Annotated in this window: 16 protein-coding genes and 1 pseudogene; 15 read left to right on the top strand and 2 right to left on the bottom strand. The window is 68.8% G+C overall.

Annotated features, from left to right (window positions below; translation table 11 throughout):
* Positions 1-62 precede the first annotated feature (62 nt).
* A complete protein-coding gene (locus LRF89_RS09760; RefSeq protein WP_238633583.1) occupies positions 63-962 on the bottom strand; it encodes a metal ABC transporter substrate-binding protein in 900 nt (299 codons plus the stop codon).
* 35 nt (positions 963-997) lie between these two features.
* Positions 998-2,356 (bottom strand): zinc-regulated TonB-dependent outer membrane receptor, encoded by a 1,359-nt coding sequence (locus LRF89_RS09755; protein ID WP_238637008.1) that lies wholly within the window; start codon positions 2,354-2,356, stop codon positions 998-1,000.
* A 264-nt stretch (positions 2,357-2,620) separates the two neighbouring features.
* On the opposite strand from LRF89_RS09755, the gene LRF89_RS09750 reads away from it, so the two are divergent.
* From LRF89_RS09750 to LRF89_RS09680, 15 genes and pseudogenes are all read left to right on the top strand, one after another.
* Positions 2,621-3,073 (top strand): flagellar basal body-associated FliL family protein, encoded by a 453-nt coding sequence (locus LRF89_RS09750; RefSeq protein WP_238637007.1) that lies wholly within the window; start codon positions 2,621-2,623, stop codon positions 3,071-3,073.
* Between the two features lie 12 nt (positions 3,074-3,085).
* Positions 3,086-4,048: pseudogene (gene fliM, locus LRF89_RS09745) on the top strand (flagellar motor switch protein FliM); the annotation flags it as partial.
* A 179-nt stretch (positions 4,049-4,227) separates the two neighbouring features.
* Positions 4,228-4,767: a flagellar motor switch protein FliN gene (gene fliN / locus LRF89_RS09740; RefSeq protein ID WP_201168489.1), complete on the top strand. Its 540-nt coding sequence runs from the start codon at positions 4,228-4,230 to the stop codon at positions 4,765-4,767.
* The gene (gene fliO / locus LRF89_RS09735; RefSeq protein ID WP_201242400.1) at positions 4,767-5,228 is read left to right on the top strand and encodes a flagellar biosynthetic protein FliO; all 462 of its coding nucleotides are present in this window, start codon (positions 4,767-4,769) and stop codon (positions 5,226-5,228) included. The genes fliN and fliO overlap by 1 nt, the downstream gene beginning before the upstream one ends.
* A 3-nt stretch (positions 5,229-5,231) precedes the next feature.
* Entirely contained in the window at positions 5,232-5,972 is a 741-nt protein-coding gene (gene fliP, locus LRF89_RS09730; RefSeq protein ID WP_201168483.1) for a flagellar type III secretion system pore protein FliP, read from the top strand.
* Positions 5,973-6,113: 141 nt separating this feature from the next.
* Positions 6,114-6,383 (top strand): flagellar biosynthesis protein FliQ, encoded by a 270-nt coding sequence (gene fliQ / locus LRF89_RS09725; protein WP_201168480.1) that lies wholly within the window; start codon positions 6,114-6,116, stop codon positions 6,381-6,383.
* Positions 6,384-7,175 (top strand): flagellar biosynthetic protein FliR, encoded by a 792-nt coding sequence (gene fliR, locus LRF89_RS09720; RefSeq protein WP_201168477.1) that lies wholly within the window; start codon positions 6,384-6,386, stop codon positions 7,173-7,175.
* 3 nt (positions 7,176-7,178) lie between these two features.
* Positions 7,179-8,354: a flagellar biosynthesis protein FlhB gene (flhB, locus tag LRF89_RS09715; protein ID WP_201168474.1), complete on the top strand. Its 1,176-nt coding sequence runs from the start codon at positions 7,179-7,181 to the stop codon at positions 8,352-8,354.
* Positions 8,351-10,471 (top strand): flagellar biosynthesis protein FlhA, encoded by a 2,121-nt coding sequence (gene flhA / locus LRF89_RS09710; RefSeq protein WP_238633586.1) that lies wholly within the window; start codon positions 8,351-8,353, stop codon positions 10,469-10,471. Before flhB ends, flhA begins: the two co-directional genes overlap by 4 nt.
* Positions 10,472-10,477: 6 nt before the next feature.
* Positions 10,478-12,223, top strand: coding sequence for a flagellar biosynthesis protein FlhF (gene flhF, locus LRF89_RS09705; RefSeq protein ID WP_238633587.1), 1,746 nt, complete (start codon positions 10,478-10,480; stop codon positions 12,221-12,223).
* Positions 12,224-12,261: 38 nt separating this feature from the next.
* Positions 12,262-13,095, top strand: coding sequence for a MinD/ParA family protein (locus LRF89_RS09700; RefSeq protein ID WP_274519788.1), 834 nt, complete (start codon positions 12,262-12,264; stop codon positions 13,093-13,095).
* Complete coding sequence (locus tag LRF89_RS09695; RefSeq protein ID WP_201168468.1) at positions 13,095-13,838, top strand: RNA polymerase sigma factor FliA; 744 nt, start codon at positions 13,095-13,097, stop codon at positions 13,836-13,838. The genes LRF89_RS09700 and LRF89_RS09695 overlap by 1 nt, the downstream gene beginning before the upstream one ends.
* 54 nt (positions 13,839-13,892) lie before the next feature.
* On the top strand, positions 13,893-14,276 hold the full coding sequence (gene cheY, locus LRF89_RS09690; protein WP_201168465.1) for a chemotaxis response regulator CheY: 384 nt from the start codon (positions 13,893-13,895) through the stop codon (positions 14,274-14,276).
* 5 nt (positions 14,277-14,281) lie between these two features.
* Entirely contained in the window at positions 14,282-15,067 is a 786-nt protein-coding gene (locus tag LRF89_RS09685; protein WP_201168690.1) for a protein phosphatase CheZ, read from the top strand.
* Positions 15,068-15,106: 39 nt separating this feature from the next.
* Positions 15,107-17,356, top strand: a complete 2,250-nt coding sequence (locus tag LRF89_RS09680) for a chemotaxis protein CheA (RefSeq protein WP_238637006.1) — start codon at positions 15,107-15,109, stop codon at positions 17,354-17,356.
* Positions 17,357-17,386: the final 30 nt, after the last annotated feature.

Below are 17,386 nucleotides of genomic sequence, written 5' to 3'. Positions count from 1 at the left end.
GGGGGGGGGCTACAGGTAAGGGGGCGCGCCACCGGCGGCCCCGCGGCAACCGCCGGGTCGGCTCAGGAGGCCGGCGAGGCGATGGCCTCGACCAGCTCGTCGATGACCGCGAAGTAGTCGTCGGCATCGCCATTCACCGGGACGTGGGTGGGCAGACTGTAGTAGGACCAGCCCAGCTCCCGCTCGATGAAGCGGGCCCCGTCCGCCGGCTGGAAGTCGGTGAACAGGGTCACGCCCCGCTCGTCCGCCAGCTCATTGACCAGCCGCCGCAGGTGGCGGGCCGTGGGCGGCACGCCGGGCAGCGGCTCCAGGTAGCCGTGCAGGGGCACGTCCAGGCGGTGCACCAGATAGTCGATGTCCGCGTGGAAGAGCAGCACCCCGGGGGCGTCGGCGACGCGCTCTTCCCAGCCGGGCAGACGCTCCTCGACGGCGGCCTGGAAGTCATCGGCATTGCTGTAGAAGTGCTCCGCGTGCTCCGGGGCCAGGTTGCCCAAGCGCGAGGCCAGGGCCTGACCCACCTCGGCCATGCGGACGGGGTCCAGGTAGACGTGGGGGTTGCCCGCCGGGTGGACATCACCCCGGGCACGGTCGGCGTGACCGGTCTGGCCGATCAGCTCCACCTGGGCGGCGGCCTCGAAGTAGCCGTCCTGGCCGATCTGCACGTCCGGGTTGTTGGCGCCGCGGATGGCGGCGGGCAGCCAGCCCTCCTCCAACTCGGCGCCCACCGAGACCACCAGGTCGGCCCCGCGCAGCGCGGCCATCATCGACGGCCGTGCCTCCAGGTAGTGGGCGTCGCGGTCCGGCGGGGCCATGGTGGTGACCTCCACATGCTCGCCGCCGACCTGCTGGGTGATCATGGCCATGTTGGTGGTGGTCGCGGCCACCTGCAGCCGCTCCGCTGCGGCGGGGCCGGCGGCGAGGGCGGTGGCGAGGACCGCGGTGGCAAGGATGCGCTTGAACATCATTCGACTCCCTTTGCGTTTGCGGCGCGGCGCGCTCAGAACGGATGGGCGCCGTGGGCGCCGAGGCTCAGGTTGTACTGGAGCATCGCCTGCCAGGCGTCTTCCCCGTGGTCGTGTCCGTGCCCATGCCCATGCCCAGCGCCACCGGCGAAGTCGGAGTAGTTGACCTGAGCCCGGATGTACGAGAAGTGCGACGGGTAGAAGGTCACGTTGGCCGCGTAACGGTAGCTGGTGTCTAGGGCCTCGATCTCATCGTGCCCGAAGGCGTCGTTGGTGATGCCCAGGGCTTCGGCGCGCAGGCCGGTCCGCCAGCGCGGGGCGATGCCGTAGACCGCCTGGATGTAAAGGCCGTCCTGCTTGCTGGTGCCGGCGTATTCGAAATCTCCGTCGTCATAAAAGTCGGCTTCGATGTTCCGGTAGAAGTACTCGCCCTGTACGGTCCAGTCGCCCTGGCCCTTATAACCACCGGCGTCGTAGCGATAGATCGCGTCGAGGCCGGCGAACCAGCTGTCGCCGTCCCAGGCGTCCTCGTCGTCGATATCGCCCTTCTGGAAGGCACGGGCGTAGCCTGCGGATGCCCCAAGCTGCGCGTTGTGATTGTAACCGAGGTTCGGTCCCCACTTGGCGAAGGCGGTCCCGAGGCGCGGGCCGGAGACATCGTCGAAGCCGTGGTCGTGCCCCTCGTACGGGGCGATTCCGCTGCTCTCACCTTGCAGAGTCTCGACACCGAACTTCAGGTAGGTGCGGGTGGGCGCCAGCCAGTTGAGCTGCACGCCGGTCTCCTGGATGCCGTGGTCGCCGAAGAGGTGCTCGCTGACCAGCGGGCGGTCCACGAAGTCCCACTCGTGGGGGTGCTGGCTGTTGATGTAGCCGGTGTCGGAGAGGAACCGGCCGGCCTTCACCTGGAGGCCCCAGGGCAGGCTGCGGGTGGTGAAGTACGCCTCCTCCAGGTCGATGTGGTCGGTGCCCTCGATCACCAGCATCGCGAAGGCGTCGAAATACGGGTCCACCGAGGCCTCGAAGGCGATCTCCGTCTCGCGCAGCTGGAAGCCGTCCTCGATCCCGTGGGCGTGGTCGTGGCCGTGACCGTGGCTGTGGCCCATGCCGAAGCCGCCGGGGTCATCGACGTGGCCGGAGAACTCGTTGCCGTACACGCCGTCCAAGATCACGGAGATGGACGGGTTCATCAGTGTGCCGGCGCCGATCTGCTCGCTGGAGGCGGTGGCCCGCTGCATCGGGCCGGGGTCGGCGCTGACGGTGGGTTCCGGTCCCTGCTCGACGGTGGGTTCGTCGGTGGGCGACTGGGCGTGGGCACTGCCGAGCAGCAGGGCTGCGCTGCCCAGACCGGTGGCCAGCAGGGCCGATCGGCGCCATTGGGCGTGGTATCGTGACATGTTCGGGCTCCCCTGGATTGAGTGACGCGCCGGGCGGTTGTGGCCGCTGTCGCGCTGCTGTGGTCAAGTTCCCGGCGCTGGTGGCCGATAGCACAAGAGAGTCCACAGCGGCCGCCTCCGGCGTCCAGTGCAATCTAGTTGCAAATGCAACAAGGCGTCAACAGGCGTCGCCGGCGGGTGATGCGGTAGCATGGGGAGTCGGCAGCAGCAGCGCCGGCGTCACGGCACAGTCAGTGCATTGATAGGGCACGGGGAGGCATACCAGTGCCGAAGATTGTCTACATATTCATGGGGATCATGGCGTTGATGATGGTCGTGACCATGGGCACCGTGGGGGCCCTGGCGTTCGGCTACATCACGCCGCCGGGCATGCATGCGGACGCAGAGCCCGACCTGGGGGATCCGCAGTACCTCAAGCTGGAGCCGCCTTTGACCGTCAATTTCGAGCGGGGTCAGCGGATCAGCTACCTGCAGGCCGAGGTCGAGGTCATGGCGCGCACCGACCAGGCGCTCGAGGGCGTGGAGCGGCACATGCCGGTGATCCGCAACAACCTGCTGATGCTCTTCGCTGATCAGAGCTTCGAGGCGCTCAACACCCGGGCCGGGCGCGAGGAGCTGCGGCACGCCTCGCTCGAGGAGATCAACGACATCCTCGATGAGCGCGGGATCGAGGGCGAGGTCGAAGCGGTCTACTTCACCAGTTTCGTAATGCAGTAGCGGGCGGTCGTCATGTCGCAGCAGGATATCCTCAGCCAGGACGAGATCGACGCGCTCCTCCACGGGATCGACGACGGCGACGTCGACACCGAGGACGAAGAGGATACCGGCGAACTCCGGCCGTACACCTTTACCGCCGAGGAGCGCATCGTCCGGGGCCGGATGCCGACCCTGGAGATGATCAACGAGCGCTTCGGGCGGCTGTTTCGCATCGGCCTGTTCAACATGCTCCGCCGCACGCCGGAGGTCTCGGTCACCGGCGTGGAGATGATGAAGTTCGGCGAGTACGTCCACACCCTGTTCGTCCCCACCAGCCTGAACATCATCCGCGTGCCGCCGCTGCGCGGCTCCGGTCTGTTCGTGATCGACCCCAAGCTGGTCTTCCTGGTGGTGGACAACTTCTTCGGCGGCGGCGGGCACTTCTACCTCAAGGTGGAGGGACGCGAGTTCACGCCCACCGAGCAGCGGGTTATCCGGCTGATGCTCGATCAGGCCTTCGATGACCTGCGCGAGGCGTGGAACCCGGTGCTCGGCGTGGACTTCGAGTACGTGAACATGGAGGTCAACCCGCAGTTCGCCAACATCGTCAGCCCCACCGAGGTGGTCGTCGTGAGCAAGTTCCACGTCGAGCTCGACGGCGGCGGTGGCGACATCCACGTGACCCTGCCGTACACCATGGTCGAGCCGATCCGCGAGATCCTCGACGCCGGCGTGCAGTCCGATCGCAACGACGTCGATGACCGCTGGGCCAAGGCGCTGCGCGAAGAGATGAAGACCGCTCCGGTGACCATGCACAGTACCCTGGCGCGCTCGGAGATCACCCTGCGCGATCTGATGCACCTCAAGGCCGGGGATGTGATCCCCATCGAGATGCCCGAGCGGGTGGTGGTCGAGGTCGAGGAGGTGCCGGTCTTCTACGGTACCTATGGGGTGTGCGAGGGCCATGCGGCGCTGCGCATTGACGAGAAGGTGCAGGCGCCGGAGCGCGAGACACTGCTGCCGGAGCGCGACCAGGTCCGCCGCGAGGAGCGCGAACGGGACGAGGAGCCGGTTCAGCAGCGCATCAACCGGCTCACCGCCGAGCAGCGCAGCGGCGCCGAGGAGTCCCACGAGGCGCCGGAGCGCCCCCAGAGCAGCCAGAGGGTGGATGAGTCATGAGTGACGAGAACGACCGGCCGTCGGCCGATGACGACTGGGCCGACGCCCTGGCCGAGCAGAAGGGGCAGGGCGAGCAGGAGGGAGAGCACATCGACGACGAGGCCCTGGCCGAGGAGTGGGCGGCCGCCATGGAGGAGGGCGCCGAGGCCACCGAGACGGCCGGTTCGGGCGGTCGGGAGAGCGGCCAGTCCGGCGCTGCCGAAAAAGGCGGCGGCGGCCGATCGGTGGATCTGGACGAGTTCGATCCGGCCGCCACGCGCGCCGCCGGCGAGGATGACCAGAACATCGATGTCATCCTCGACATCCCGGTGACGCTGTCCATGGAGATCGGCCGGACGCAGATCAGCATCCGCCACCTGCTCCAGCTCAACCAGGGCTCGGTGGTGGAGCTCGACCGCCTGGCCGGCGAGCCCCTGGACGTGATGGTCAACGGCACGCTGATCGCCCACGGCGAGGTGGTGGTCGTCAACGAGCGCTTCGGCATCCGCCTGACCGACGTCATCAGCCCGGCCGAGCGGGTGAAGAAGCTGCGCTGATGGCCCCTCGATCGCGCTCGTGGGTGACGTTCCTCCGGCGCTCGCGCCTGGCGGGGGCGGCGCTGGGCGTCAATCTGCTGGCGTTCTCGGCGCCGGCCGTGGCCGAGACCGTCCCCGGGGTCGAGGCCGAGGCCATCGTCCGGGTGATTGTCGCCCTGTTGGTGGTGCTGGCGGTGATTGTCGGGCTCTCCTGGCTGCTCCGGCGCTTCGGCGGCGGGGCCGTGGGCGGCACCGGGGCCATGCGTGTGCTCGGCTCGCTGCCGGTGGGCCAGCGCGAGCGCGTGGTGCTGGTTCAGGTGGGGGAGACCCAGCTGCTGCTCGGTGTAGCGCCCGGGCGGGTACAGACCTTGCATATACTGGAAACCCCAGTGACCGGCGTCGGCGGCGAGGCCGACGGCGGGCAGGGCGGCCCGTTCGCGGCGCGGCTGCGTCGCTTGATGCAGCAATCCGATCAGCAGTAGTCCATGCCCACACTCCGTATTCTGCTTCTCGTGGCGTTGTTTCTTTGCCCGGTGCTGGCCTACGGCCAGACCGGGCTGGAGGCGCTGACCATCGAGGAGACCGAGGACGGGCAGACCTGGAGCCTCAGCGTCCAGGTCCTCGTCCTCATGACCCTGCTGACGCTGCTGCCGGCGATGGTGCTGATGATGACCGCCTTTACGCGGATCATCGTCGTCCTTGCCATCCTGCGCCAGGCGCTCGGCACCGCCTCGACGCCGTCGAACCAGGTGCTCATCGGGCTGGCCCTGTTCCTGACCCTGTTCGTGATGATGCCGGTCTTCGACGAGATCAACGAGACCGCGCTGCAGCCGTACATGGCCGAGGAGATGAACGCCGAGCAGGCGCTGGAGCAGGCCAGCGAGCCGATGCGCGAGTTCATGATCCGCCAGACCCGCGAGGACGACATCGCCCTGTTCCTGCGCATCGCCGACTACGGCGAGGTGGACAGCCCGGACGACGTGCCCATGTCGGTGCTGATCCCGGCATTCATGACCAGCGAGCTGAAGACCGCCTTCATCATCGGCTTCGTGCTCTATCTGCCGTTCCTGGTCATCGACCTGGTGGTGGCCAGCACGCTGATGTCCATGGGCATGCTGATGCTCTCGCCGATGATCATCTCGCTGCCGTTCAAGATCATGCTCTTCGTCCTGGTCGATGGCTGGTCACTGGTGATGGGCACCCTGGCGTCCAGTTTCTTCCTGTGACCGCCCGGGTGCCCCGCCGGGCGGCAAGACCTTGCCGCCGGCGGCAATGGCGGGGCGCCGAACGGCAAAAAGCTGCCGACCCGGCCGGAGCCGGTCGGCCGGTGCCGGCCGCTAGCGGCAAGCCTTTAATGGAGGTTGTCTATGACACCCGAGCGGGCGATTCAGCTGGGCACGGACGCGCTCACCGTGGCCACGCTCCTGGCCGGGCCGATCCTGTTGGCGGCGCTGATCATCGGCCTGATCGTCGGCATGTTCCAGGCGGCCACGCAGATCAACGAGCAGACCCTCTCCTTCGTGCCCAAGCTCGCCGGCTTGGCGGTGGTGCTGTTCCTGCTCACGCCGTGGATGACCCAGGTCCTGACCGACTTCACCGAGGGGCTCATCCGCAGCATCCCGGAGATCCTGCGCTGAATGGAGATCAGCAGCGCCGAAGCGGCCGCGTGGGTGGGTACCTTCATGTACCCGCTGATGCGCATCGGGGCGGCGGCCCTGGTGGCGCCGGTGTTCGGCAACGACATGATCCCGCTGCAGGTGCGGGTGTTCATCGGCGTGGCCCTGACCATCGCCGTGCTTCCGGCGGTGGGCGAGGTGCCCCCGGTGGATCCGCTCTCGGCGGACGGCCTGCTGATCGCCGTCCAGGAGGTGCTGGTGGGGCTGACCATCGGCATGATCCTGGCCCTGGCGCTGAACACGGCGGTGATCGCCGGTGAGAGCATTGCCCTGGCCATGGGGCTGGGTTTTGCCACCATGGTGGACCCGCAGACGGGCATGTCGGTGCCGGTGATCTCCCAGCTGCTGCTGACCATCGTCACGCTGCTCTTCCTCGCCGTCGGCGGGCACCTGATGCTGATCCAGCTGCTGGCAGACAGCTTCGCGGCGGTGCCTATCGGCGAGATCGCCCTGGATCGGGACGTGTTCTGGGGTGTCGCGGCCTGGGGGACGCAGATGTACGCGGGTGCCGTACTCATCGCGCTGCCGCTGGTCACCGTCCTGCTGGTCATCAACCTCTCGCTGGGCGTGATGACCCGCGCCGCGCCGCAGATGAACGTCTTCTCCGTCGGTCTGCCGCTGACCATCCTGGTCGGCGGCGTCCTGATGCCCATCCTGGTCCTGCCGGCGCTGCCGGCGCGCATGGCCATGATGTGGAGCGAGGCGTACAACACCATCGGATCGTTGCTCGGTACACCGGGGATCGGGGGGTAGGCCGTGGCCCAGGAGAGCGAAGACGGGCAGGAAAAAACCGAGGATCCGACCCCGAAACGGCGCGAGGAATCGCGCAAGAAGGGGCAGATCCCGCGCTCGCGGGAGCTGACCACCATGCTGGTGCTGCTGGTGGCCGCCGGCGCGCTGCTGGCGCTCGGTCCCTTCATGGGCGGTCAGCTGACGTCGCTGCTCGAGTGGTCATTCACCATTGATCGTAGCCACATCTACGATCCGGGGATCCTCATCGAGCGGCTGCACGAGGCGCTCGGGCGGGGGTTGCTCACGGTGCTGCCGTTCATCGCCGTGATGCTGCTCGCCGCGCTGATCGCCCCCACCGCCCTGGGCGGGTGGAGTTTCTCCTTTCACCCGATGCAGCCCAAGCCCGAGAAGCTCAGCCCCATCAAGGGGTTTCAGCGCATGTTCGGGACCAAGGCGGCGGTGGAGCTGGGCAAGGCCCTGGGCAAGGTGCTGGTCATCGGCGGCACCGCCGTCGGGCTGTTCGTGCTCTTCTGGGACAACTTCTACACCATGAGCCGGGCCCCCCTCGAGCCCTCCATGGCCGAGGGCATGCGGCTGTTCTACATCTTCTTCTTCCTGCTGGCACTGTCGATGCTGGTGGTGGTGGCCATCGACATCCCCTACCAGATCTACGACCACACCCAGAAGATCCGCATGACCCGCCAGGAGGTCAAAGAGGAGTTCAAGCAGACCGAGGGCAAGCCGGAGGTCAAGCAGCGGGTCCGCGAGCAGCAGCGGGAGATGACCAACCGGCGGATGATGGAGCAGGTCCCCGATGCCGATGTGGTCATCACCAACCCGGCCCACTACGCTGTCGCGCTCAAGTACGATCAGTCGTCCATGCGTGCGCCCACGGTGGTGGCCAAGGGCGCCGACCTGCTTGCTGCGCGCATCCGCCAGATCGCCGAGGAGAACGACATCCTGATCTTCCAGGCCCCGCCGCTGGCACGGGCCTTGTATCATTCCGCCGATCTGGACCAGGAGATCCCGGGCGCGCTCTACTTCGCCGTCGCCCAGGTGCTGGCCTACGTCTACCAGTTCCAGGCCGCGCAGCGCCGCGGCTGGACGCCGCCGCAGCGGCCCGAGCCGGAGGTTCCGTCGGGCTACGACGCCGGCGGCGGTGCACCATCCGATGAGCCAGGAGGGGATAGCCGCCGATGAATTCGGCCATCGCCGATCAGATCCGCAGCCTCGGCTCCCGGGGGCTGGGTACGCCGCTGCTGGTCATTGCCCTGTTGGCGATGATGATCGTGCCCCTGCCGCCGCTGGCGCTGGACATGCTGTTCACCTTCAACATCGTCCTGTCGCTGTCGATCCTCCTGGTCACCGTCTACATCATGCGGCCGCTGGAGTTCGCGGTTTTCCCGACGATCCTGCTGGTGGCCACGCTGCTGCGCCTGGCGCTGAACATCGCCTCGACGCGGATCATCCTCCTCGACGGTCATACCGGCACCGACGCGGCGGGCAACGTCATCCAGTCGTTCGGCGAGTTCGTCGTTGGCGCCAACTACGTGGTCGGCTTCGTGGTCTTCGCCATCCTGGTGATCATCAACTTCGTCGTGGTCACCAAGGGCGCCGGGCGCATCTCCGAGGTCTCGGCGCGCTTCACCCTGGATGCGCTGCCCGGCAAGCAGATGGCCATCGACGCCGACCTCAACGCCGGGATCATCAGCCAGGAGGAGGCGCGCAACCGGCGCCAGGAGGTGGCGCAGGAGGCCGACTTCTACGGCTCCATGGACGGTGCCGCCAAGTTCGTCCGCGGTGACGCGATCGCCGGCATCCTGATCCTGCTGATCAATATCGTCGGCGGGCTGATCATCGGCATGACCCAGCACGGCATGCCGGCCGACGAGGCCGCCCGCAACTACACCCTGCTGACCATCGGCGACGGCCTGGTGGCGCAGATCCCCTCGCTGGTGCTCTCCAGCGCGACGGCCATCCTGGTCACCCGCCGCTCGGATACGCGGCGGATGACCGACGACATCATGGAGCAGCTGTTCAGCAACCCGCGGGTGCTCTGGGTCGTCGCCGGGATCATCGGCCTGCTTGGTCTGGCGCCGGGGCTGCCGCCGGTGCCGTTTCTCTTCTTCGCCGGGCTGTGCGCGCTGGGGGCGTGGTACGCCGGCAGGCGCGAGGCCGAGGCGGCCGCCGCGGCTCAGCAGCCCGCGGCATCCGAGCAGGCCGATGCCGAGCGGGAGGACCCCGAGCAGAAAGAGCTCACCTGGGACGACGTGCCCCCGGTGGACCCGGTGGGCCTGGAAGTGGGTTACGGCCTGATCCCGCTGGTCGACCGCAATCAGGGCGGGCAGCTGCTGACCCGGATCAAGGGGGTGCGCAAGAAGCTCTCCCAGGACCTGGGCTTCCTGGTCCAGCCGGTGCACATCCGCGACAACCTCGATCTGGGACCCAACGTCTACCGGGTCAGCATCCACGGCGTACCCGTGGCCGAGGGCGACGTGCAGCCCGGCCGCGAGCTGGCCATCAACCCCGGGACGGTCCACGGCGAGCTCTCCGGGACGCCGACCAAGGATCCGGCCTTCGGTCTCGACGCGGTGTGGATCGAGCCGTCGCAGCACGATTACGCGCAGACCCTGGGCTACACGGTGGTGGACGCCAGCACGGTGATCGCCACCCATCTCTCCCAGGAGGTGCAGCGCAACGCCCATCAGCTCTTCGGCCACGAGGAGGCGCAGAAGCTGCTCGACATGCTCGGCCAGAGCCAGCCCAAGCTGGTCGAGGAGCTGGTGCCCAACACCCTGAGCCTGTCCACGGTGGTCAAGGTGCTGCAGAATCTGCTCGAGGAGGGCGTGCCCATCCGGGACATGCGCTCCATCGTCGAGGCGCTGGCCGAGCACGGGCAGAAGACCAAGGACCCGGGGCAGCTGACTCAGCACGTGCGCGAGGCGCTCAGCCGCATGATCGTCCAGGAGATCGTCGGCATGCAGCGCGAGGTGCCGGTGATCACCCTGGAGCCGCAGCTGGAACAACTCTTGCTTAATTCCGTGCAGGGTGCCGGGGACGGGGGCGGCGGCATCGAGCCCGGGCTGGCCGAGCGCATGCAGCGCTCGATCGCCCAGGCGGCGGAGCGTCAAGAAGCCGCCGGTCAGCCCGCCGTATTGCTGACGTCACCGCCGCTGCGCCACTGGCTGCGGCGGCTGTCCCGCAACGTGGCGTCGGGGCTTTACGTCCTGTCCTACAACGAGGTCCCGGATGACCGGCAGGTGCGCATCATCGCCAACGTCGGTCAGGGGCAGGAGGAATCGGGCAAGCAGGGGTAACGCACCATGCGAATCAAGCGAATCTTCGCCGCCAATACCCGCGAGGCGCTGCGCAAGGTCAAGGAGCAGCACGGCCCGGATGCCGTGGTGATCTCGTCGCGCAATGTCGACGGCGGCGTCGAGGTGATCTCGGCGGTGGACTACGACGAGCGCGCCGTTCAGGCGGCGGCCCGCGCGCAGGATCCGCGGGCCGCCGAGATCCCGCCCCTGGACGGCTCGCCGGGCCCGCGCCCCGGTGAGCCGGACCTGCCCGCCGCCGAGGACGAGCCGTCCGGGCAGGCGGAGCCGGCCGAGGATGAGGCCGGCCGTGCTCGCGAGGCGGCACTGGCCCGCCTGCGCAGTCTGCGCGCCGGTGGTGCGGTGGCCGACGACGCCCTGCCGCAGCGTGAGGGGGGCGGCCCGTCCCGCGGGCGGCCGCGCATCGACACCGGCGCGGCGGAGCGGGCCCGTGCCAACGCGGCCGCCCATCGCAGTTCCGGCCAGGAGCGCAGCGGCGGCGAGCGCCGCGAGCCGCGTATCGATCTGCGCGTCGGCGGCGCCGACGAGGACGCCGAACTGTTCGACGCCCTCAGCCGCGAGCACCAGGAGGTGGAGCGCAAGCGCGCCGAGCAGCCGCGACGCGAGCCGGCCTCCCGGCCGGCGCGTGGTCGGGGCGGGGCGGCCAGCGGCGGCGAGCCCGGTGGCGACCGGGGCCAGGGGCTCGGCGGGGTCGAGCACGCCGCCGCCATGGGGGCCGCCGCCGAGGCGGCCAGCGCCGGCAACCAGGAGGGCCCGTCTACCGGGGGTGGCTCCGGTGCGAGCCGCCGTCGCGTCGAGGAGGAGCCGGCCTTCCAGGAGATGCGCGAGGAGATCCGCACCCTGCGCAGCCTCTTCGAGAACCAGCTCTCGCTGCTCGAGTGGAACCGCATGGGTCACCGCCACCCGGCCCGAGCCACGGTGATCAAACGGCTCACGGATCTCGGCATGGGCACCGAAGTCAGCCGCAAGCTGGCCGATCACATTGGCGGCGACGAGAACCCCGACACCGCCTTCCGCAAGGCGCTGGCCCTGATCGCCCGGCACCTGCCCATCGCCGGCGACGAGATCGTCGACCGCGGCGGGGTCTACGCCCTGGTCGGCCCCACCGGCGTCGGCAAGACCACCACGGTGGCCAAGCTGGCGGCGCGCTACGCCCTGCGCCACGGCCGCGAGCAGGTGGCACTGGTGAGCACCGACAACTACCGGGTCGGCGCCCAGGACCAGCTGCTGACCTACGCCCGCATCCTCGATGTGCCCGTCTACACCGCCACCAACCGCCATGAGCTGCGGACCATCGTCGACGATCTGATGGACCGCGGCCTGGTGCTCATCGACACCGTGGGCATGAGCCAGCGCGACGTGCGTCTGGCCGAGCAGTTCAAGACCCTGGGCAGCGCCGAGGGGCTGGTGAAGACCTACCTGGTGCTCTCAGCGGCCACCCAGATGGCGACGCTGACCGAATCGGTCAGCGCCTTCGCCGGCGCCGAGCCGGTGGGCTGCATCTTCACCAAGGTCGACGAGGCCTCCAGCCTGGGCGGGGCGATGACCTGCGCCCTGCGCACCAAGCTGCCTATCGCCTATCTGGCCGTGGGGCAGCGGGTGCCGGAAGACCTTCAGGCGGCCAGGGGTGATACACTCGTGCACCGGGCGTGTGCGCTGCTGGACGAGCACGTTCAGGAGGCCGACGAGGAAGCCCTGGCATTGGCTCTCGGTGGGGGAGGCGCATGTTCCTGACAGAGCCAGGCCTCGATCAGGCGGCGGGGTTGCGCAGGATGGCGAAAACCAGACCGGTCAAGGTGGTCGCCGTCACCGGCGGCAAAGGCGGGGTCGGCAAGACCAACGTCTCCGTGAATCTGGCCACTGCGCTCAGTCGCATGGGCCAGGAGGTGATGCTCTTCGACGCCGATCTGGGGCTGGCCAACGTCGACGTGGCCCTGGGCCTGTCGCCCAAGCTCAACCTCTCCCACGTGCTCGCCGGCGAGGCGAGCCTCGATGAGGTCCTCGTCGAGGCCCCCGGCGGCTTTACCATCGTGCCCGCCTCTTCGGGCACCCAGCGCATGGCCGAGCTCACCGCCGCCGAGCACGCCGGGCTGATCCGCTGCTTCAGCGAGCTCCAGCGCGAGGTGGATGTGCTGCTCGTCGACACCGCGGCGGGCATCTCCGAGAGCGTGGTCAGCTTCGTGCGCGCCTGCCGCGAACTGGTCATCGTCGCCTGCAATGAGCCCTCGTCGATCACCGATGCCTACGCCCTGATCAAGGTCCTCAACCGCTACGGGGTCGAGCGCTTCCACCTGGTCGCCAACCGCGTGCGCAGCCGCCGCGAGGGGCAGATGCTGCACCAGAAGCTGGCCGTGGCCACCGAGCGCTTCCTCGACCTGAACCTGGACTTCATCGGCGCCATCCCGGAGGATGATCGCCTACGCCGGGCGGTGCAGAAGCAGCAGCCGGTGGTCGAGACCTACCCGAACAGCCCCTCGGCGCGGGCGTTCGGTGATCTGGCGCGGCGAATCGACGCGTGGCCGACCCCCTCGGGGGCCACCGGGAACCTGGAGTTCTTCGTCGAGCGACTGATCGAATACAGCAGCATGGGGGGAGAGGTGACCTGATGAATGGTCACGCGATGTACACCGCGGTGGCACAGCAGGGCGACGAGGATCTGGTCACCCGCCACGCCTCGCTGGTCAAGCGGATCGCCCACCATCTGGCCAGCCGCCTGCCGCCGAGCGTGCAGCTCGAGGACCTGATCCAGGCCGGTATGATCGGCCTGCTCGAGGCGGCGCGCCAGTACGACTCCTCCCAGGGGGCGAGCTTCCAGACCTACGCCGGCATCCGCATCCGCGGCGCCATGCTCGACGAGATGCGCCGGCTCGACTGGACGCCGCGTTCGGTCCACCGCAAGGGCCGCGAGGTGGCCGAAGCCATCCGCAGCATCGAGCACCGGACCGGGCGGGATGCCCGCGACCACGAGGTGGCCGAGGCCCTGGGGATCTCGGTGGCGGAATACCACAATATCCTGCAGGATGTGTCCTCGGCGAAGGTCTTCAGCATCGACCAGGAGGATCCGGGCACCGGCGAGCCCCACGAGCCCGCCGGGCACGACCCCGGCCCCCTGGCCATGCTGCAGGACGAGGCGTTCCAGGGCGAGCTGGCCGAGGCGATCCGGGAGCTGCCCGAGCGCGAGCGCCTGGTCATGGCGCTCTACTACGATGAGGAACTCAACCTGCGTGAGATCGGCGAGGTGCTCGGGGTCTCGGAGTCGCGGGTCAGCCAGATCCACGGCCGGATCATGCTCAAGCTGCGCAACCGTCTCGGGGAGTGGCGGCGCGAGCAGCAGGAACGAACGGCGTAGCACGGCTTTGGCAAGGCCTCGAGATAGGGGGGCAATGTGGCAGCGGACAAGAACATGAAGATCCTCGTTGTGGACGATTTCTCCACGATGAGGCGGATCATCAAGAACCTGTTGCGCGAACTCGGCTACAACAACGTGGTCGAGGCCGACGACGGCAACACGGCGCTGCCCATCCTGCAGAAGGGCGGGATCGACTTTCTGATCACCGACTGGAACATGCCGGGCATGACCGGTCTGGAACTGCTCAAGCACGTCCGTGCCGACGCCAATCTCAAGGACCTGCCCACGCTGATGGTCACCGCCGAGGCCAAGCGCGAGCAGATCATGGAGGCGGCGCAGGCCGGGGTGAACGGCTACATCGTCAAGCCCTTCACCGCGGCGACGCTGCGCGAGAAGATCGACAAGATCTTCGAGCGGGTCCAGGCAGGCGGGGGATGAGCAGCATGCGCCGGGAGCAGGGCAGCAGCGGCGCCGACCTCGAGGCGTACCGCCGCGCCGCGCAGCAGTTACTGGAGCACGTCGACGCCGGGGACAGCGAGGGTGCCCAGACGGTCATCGACGACCTGACCCACCTGCGGGAGACCGAGCTCTTCCGCGAGCTGGGGACGCTGACCCGGGATCTGCACGAGGCGATCAAGGCGTTCAACTACGACGAGCGCCTGGCCGATATCACCTCCCAGGAGATCCCCGATGCCCGCGAGCGCCTGAACTACGTCATCACGATGACCGAGCAGGCCGCCCACCGCACCCTGACGGTGATCGAGGGCAGTGCGCCGCTGGCGCAGGAGCTGGCCGAGGAGGGGGCACGGCTGGCGGAGCGCTGGCAGGCCTTCCAGCGCCGCGAGCTCAATGTCGAGGACTTCCGCGAGCTCTCCCGCGAGCTGGATGGCTTCCTCAACCGGGTCCAGGCAGACAGCCGGCAGATCAGCGATCAGCTCAACGAGGCGTTGATGGCCCAGGACTACCAGGACCTGACCGGGCAGATCATCCGCAAGGTCATCGCCCTGGTCGAGGAGGTCGAGTCGAACCTGGTCCAGCTGGTGCGCATCTCCGGGCAGCGCTTCGAGGAGGAAGGCCAGCAGCCCTCCACCCGGCCGGCCGAGGACGCCGAGGTGGCCAGCGAGCGGATGCGCCGCGGCGAGGGGCCGACCATGCCCGGCAAGGGTGGCGACGACGTGGTCAGCGGGCAGGACGAAGTGGACGATCTTCTGTCGAGCCTGGGGTTTTAGCCCGGGCACCGAGAAGCCCAACAACAGCGGAGGCCGAGCATGGCCATCGACCTCGACGACGACATCGTGCAGGACTTCCTGGTCGAGTCTCGGGAGATCCTCGACCGGCTGGGCGAGCAGCTGGTGGATCTGGAGCAGCACGGCGAGGACCAGGATCTGCTCAATTCGGTCTTCCGCGGCTTCCACACCATCAAGGGGGGCGCCGGGTTCCTCGGGCTCGATCCGCTGGTTGAGGTCTGCCACCGCACCGAGGACGTCTTCAACCTGCTGCGCAATGGCGAGAAGCAGGTCTCGCCGGAGCTGATGGACACCGTCCTGCGCGCGCTCGATGTGGTGGTCGCGCAGTTCGGGCAGATCGAGAACGGCAGCGACCCGGAACCGGCCTCGGCGGAGCTGCTCCAGGAGCTCGACCGGCTCAAGCAGGCGGATGCCGGTGCGCCGCCGGCCGCCGCCGCAGGGGCAGCGCAGGAGCAGCAGCCGGCCTCCCAGCAAGAGCAGACCGGCGACGACAGCGACGCCGAGTTCGATGAGCTGCTCACCGCCCTGGACGACGGCGACGAGGCCGCCACCTCCGGAGGCGGCGACGAGATCACCGACGCTGAGTTCGAGCAGCTGCTCGACGAGCTCCACGGCAAAGGTCAGCACCAGGGCAAGCCGGTGGCCGAGGATCCGGCCGCGGAGGCCGCCGAACCGGCCTCGGGCGGCGGGGACGACGAGATCACCGAGGAGGAGTTCGAGCAGCTGCTCGACAGCCTCTACGGCCCCGGAGCAGCGCCCGGCAAGGACGCGTCGCCGCCGGCGGTCGAAGGCGCGGGCGACGATGCGCAAAGCGCTTCGGCGCCGCCCCCACCCGGCGCGGCCGCGGCTGGCGAGCCGCAGGCGGGCGAGCCGCAGGCGGCCGACGCGCCGGCGGCCCCCCGGGAGCCCGAGCCGGCCGCTGCGGCGGAGTCGACCCCGGCGGCGCCGCAGGCCGATGCCCCCGCCCGCAAGCCGGCCGCCGGCGGCGGCCAGGGTGGTGGGGGCGGTGGTGGTGCCGGTGCCGACAAGGGTGGCACGGGTGCCGATGCCGGGGGTGGCGGCAACAAGGTCGAGGCCTCGGTGCGGGTGGATACCGCCAAGCTCGACGAGATCATGAACCTCGTCGGCGAGCTGGTGCTGGTGCGCAACCGCCTCTCCAACCTGCGCAACGAGCTCGACGACGATCGCCTCGGCCAGGCGGTCAGCGATCTGGAGCTGGTCACCTCCGACCTGCAGTCTTCGGTGATGAAGACGCGCATGCAGCCGATCAAGAAGGTCTTCGGCCGTTTCCCCCGGGTGATCCGCGACCTGGCCCGGCAACTCGACAAGGAGGTCACGCTGGAGACCCGCGGCGAAGACACCGACCTGGACAAGAACATGGTCGAGGCCCTGGCCGACCCCATGGTCCACCTGGTGCGCAACGCCGTGGATCACGGCGTGGAGTACCCGGATGAGCGCGAGGCCGCCGGCAAGCCCCGCCAGGGCACGGTGACCCTGTCCGCCGAGCAGGAGGGGGATCACATCCTGCTGACCATCGCCGACGACGGGCGCGGGATGGACCCGGACAAGCTGCGCGGCCTGGCGGTGAAAAAGGGCATGATGGACGAGGAGTCGGCCTCGCGGCTCGATGACAAGGAGGCGTACAGCCTGATCTTCCACGCCGGGTTCTCGAGCAAGGAGGAGATCTCCGACGTCTCCGGCCGCGGCGTGGGCATGGACGTGGTCAAGAACAGTCTCTCGCGGCTCAACGGCACCGTGGACATCGACTCCGAGCTGGGCCGTGGCACGGTCATGCGCATCCAGCTGCCGCTCACCCTGGCCATCCTGCCGACGCTGATGGTCAAGGTCTCCGGGCGCAAGTTCGCCCTGCCCATGTCCGTGGTGCGCGAGATCTTCGAACTCCAGGACGTGCGCACCAACGTGGTCAACAACCGCCTGGTGGCCATCGTCCGCGACAAGGCCATGCCGCTGTTCTTCCTGGAGCGCTGGCTCAGCCAGGCCGGTGAGCCGGTGCTCACCACCAAGCGCGAGATGGCCAACGGCGAGGAGGCCGAGGACGAGCGGCAGGTCATCACGGTCATCGTCGGCAACCAGGCCGTCGGCTTTGTCGTCGACGAGGTCATCGGTCTCGAGGAGGTGGTCATCAAGCCCCTGGGCGCGCTGCTCCACGGCCTGCCGGGGCTGGCCGGCTCGACCATCACCGGCGACGGGCAGATCGCCCTGATCGTCGACATCCCGAGCCTGATCAAGGCCTACGGCAAGCGGCTGTAGGCCGCCCGGGCGCGGGGCGCGCGTCGCTCG

Origin of the sequence: Halorhodospira sp. 9621, assembly GCF_022228055.1 — a bacterium.
Classification (GTDB): domain Bacteria; phylum Pseudomonadota; class Gammaproteobacteria; order Nitrococcales; family Halorhodospiraceae; genus Halorhodospira; species Halorhodospira halophila_A.
This window is presented reverse-complemented; position numbering and strand designations above follow the sequence as displayed.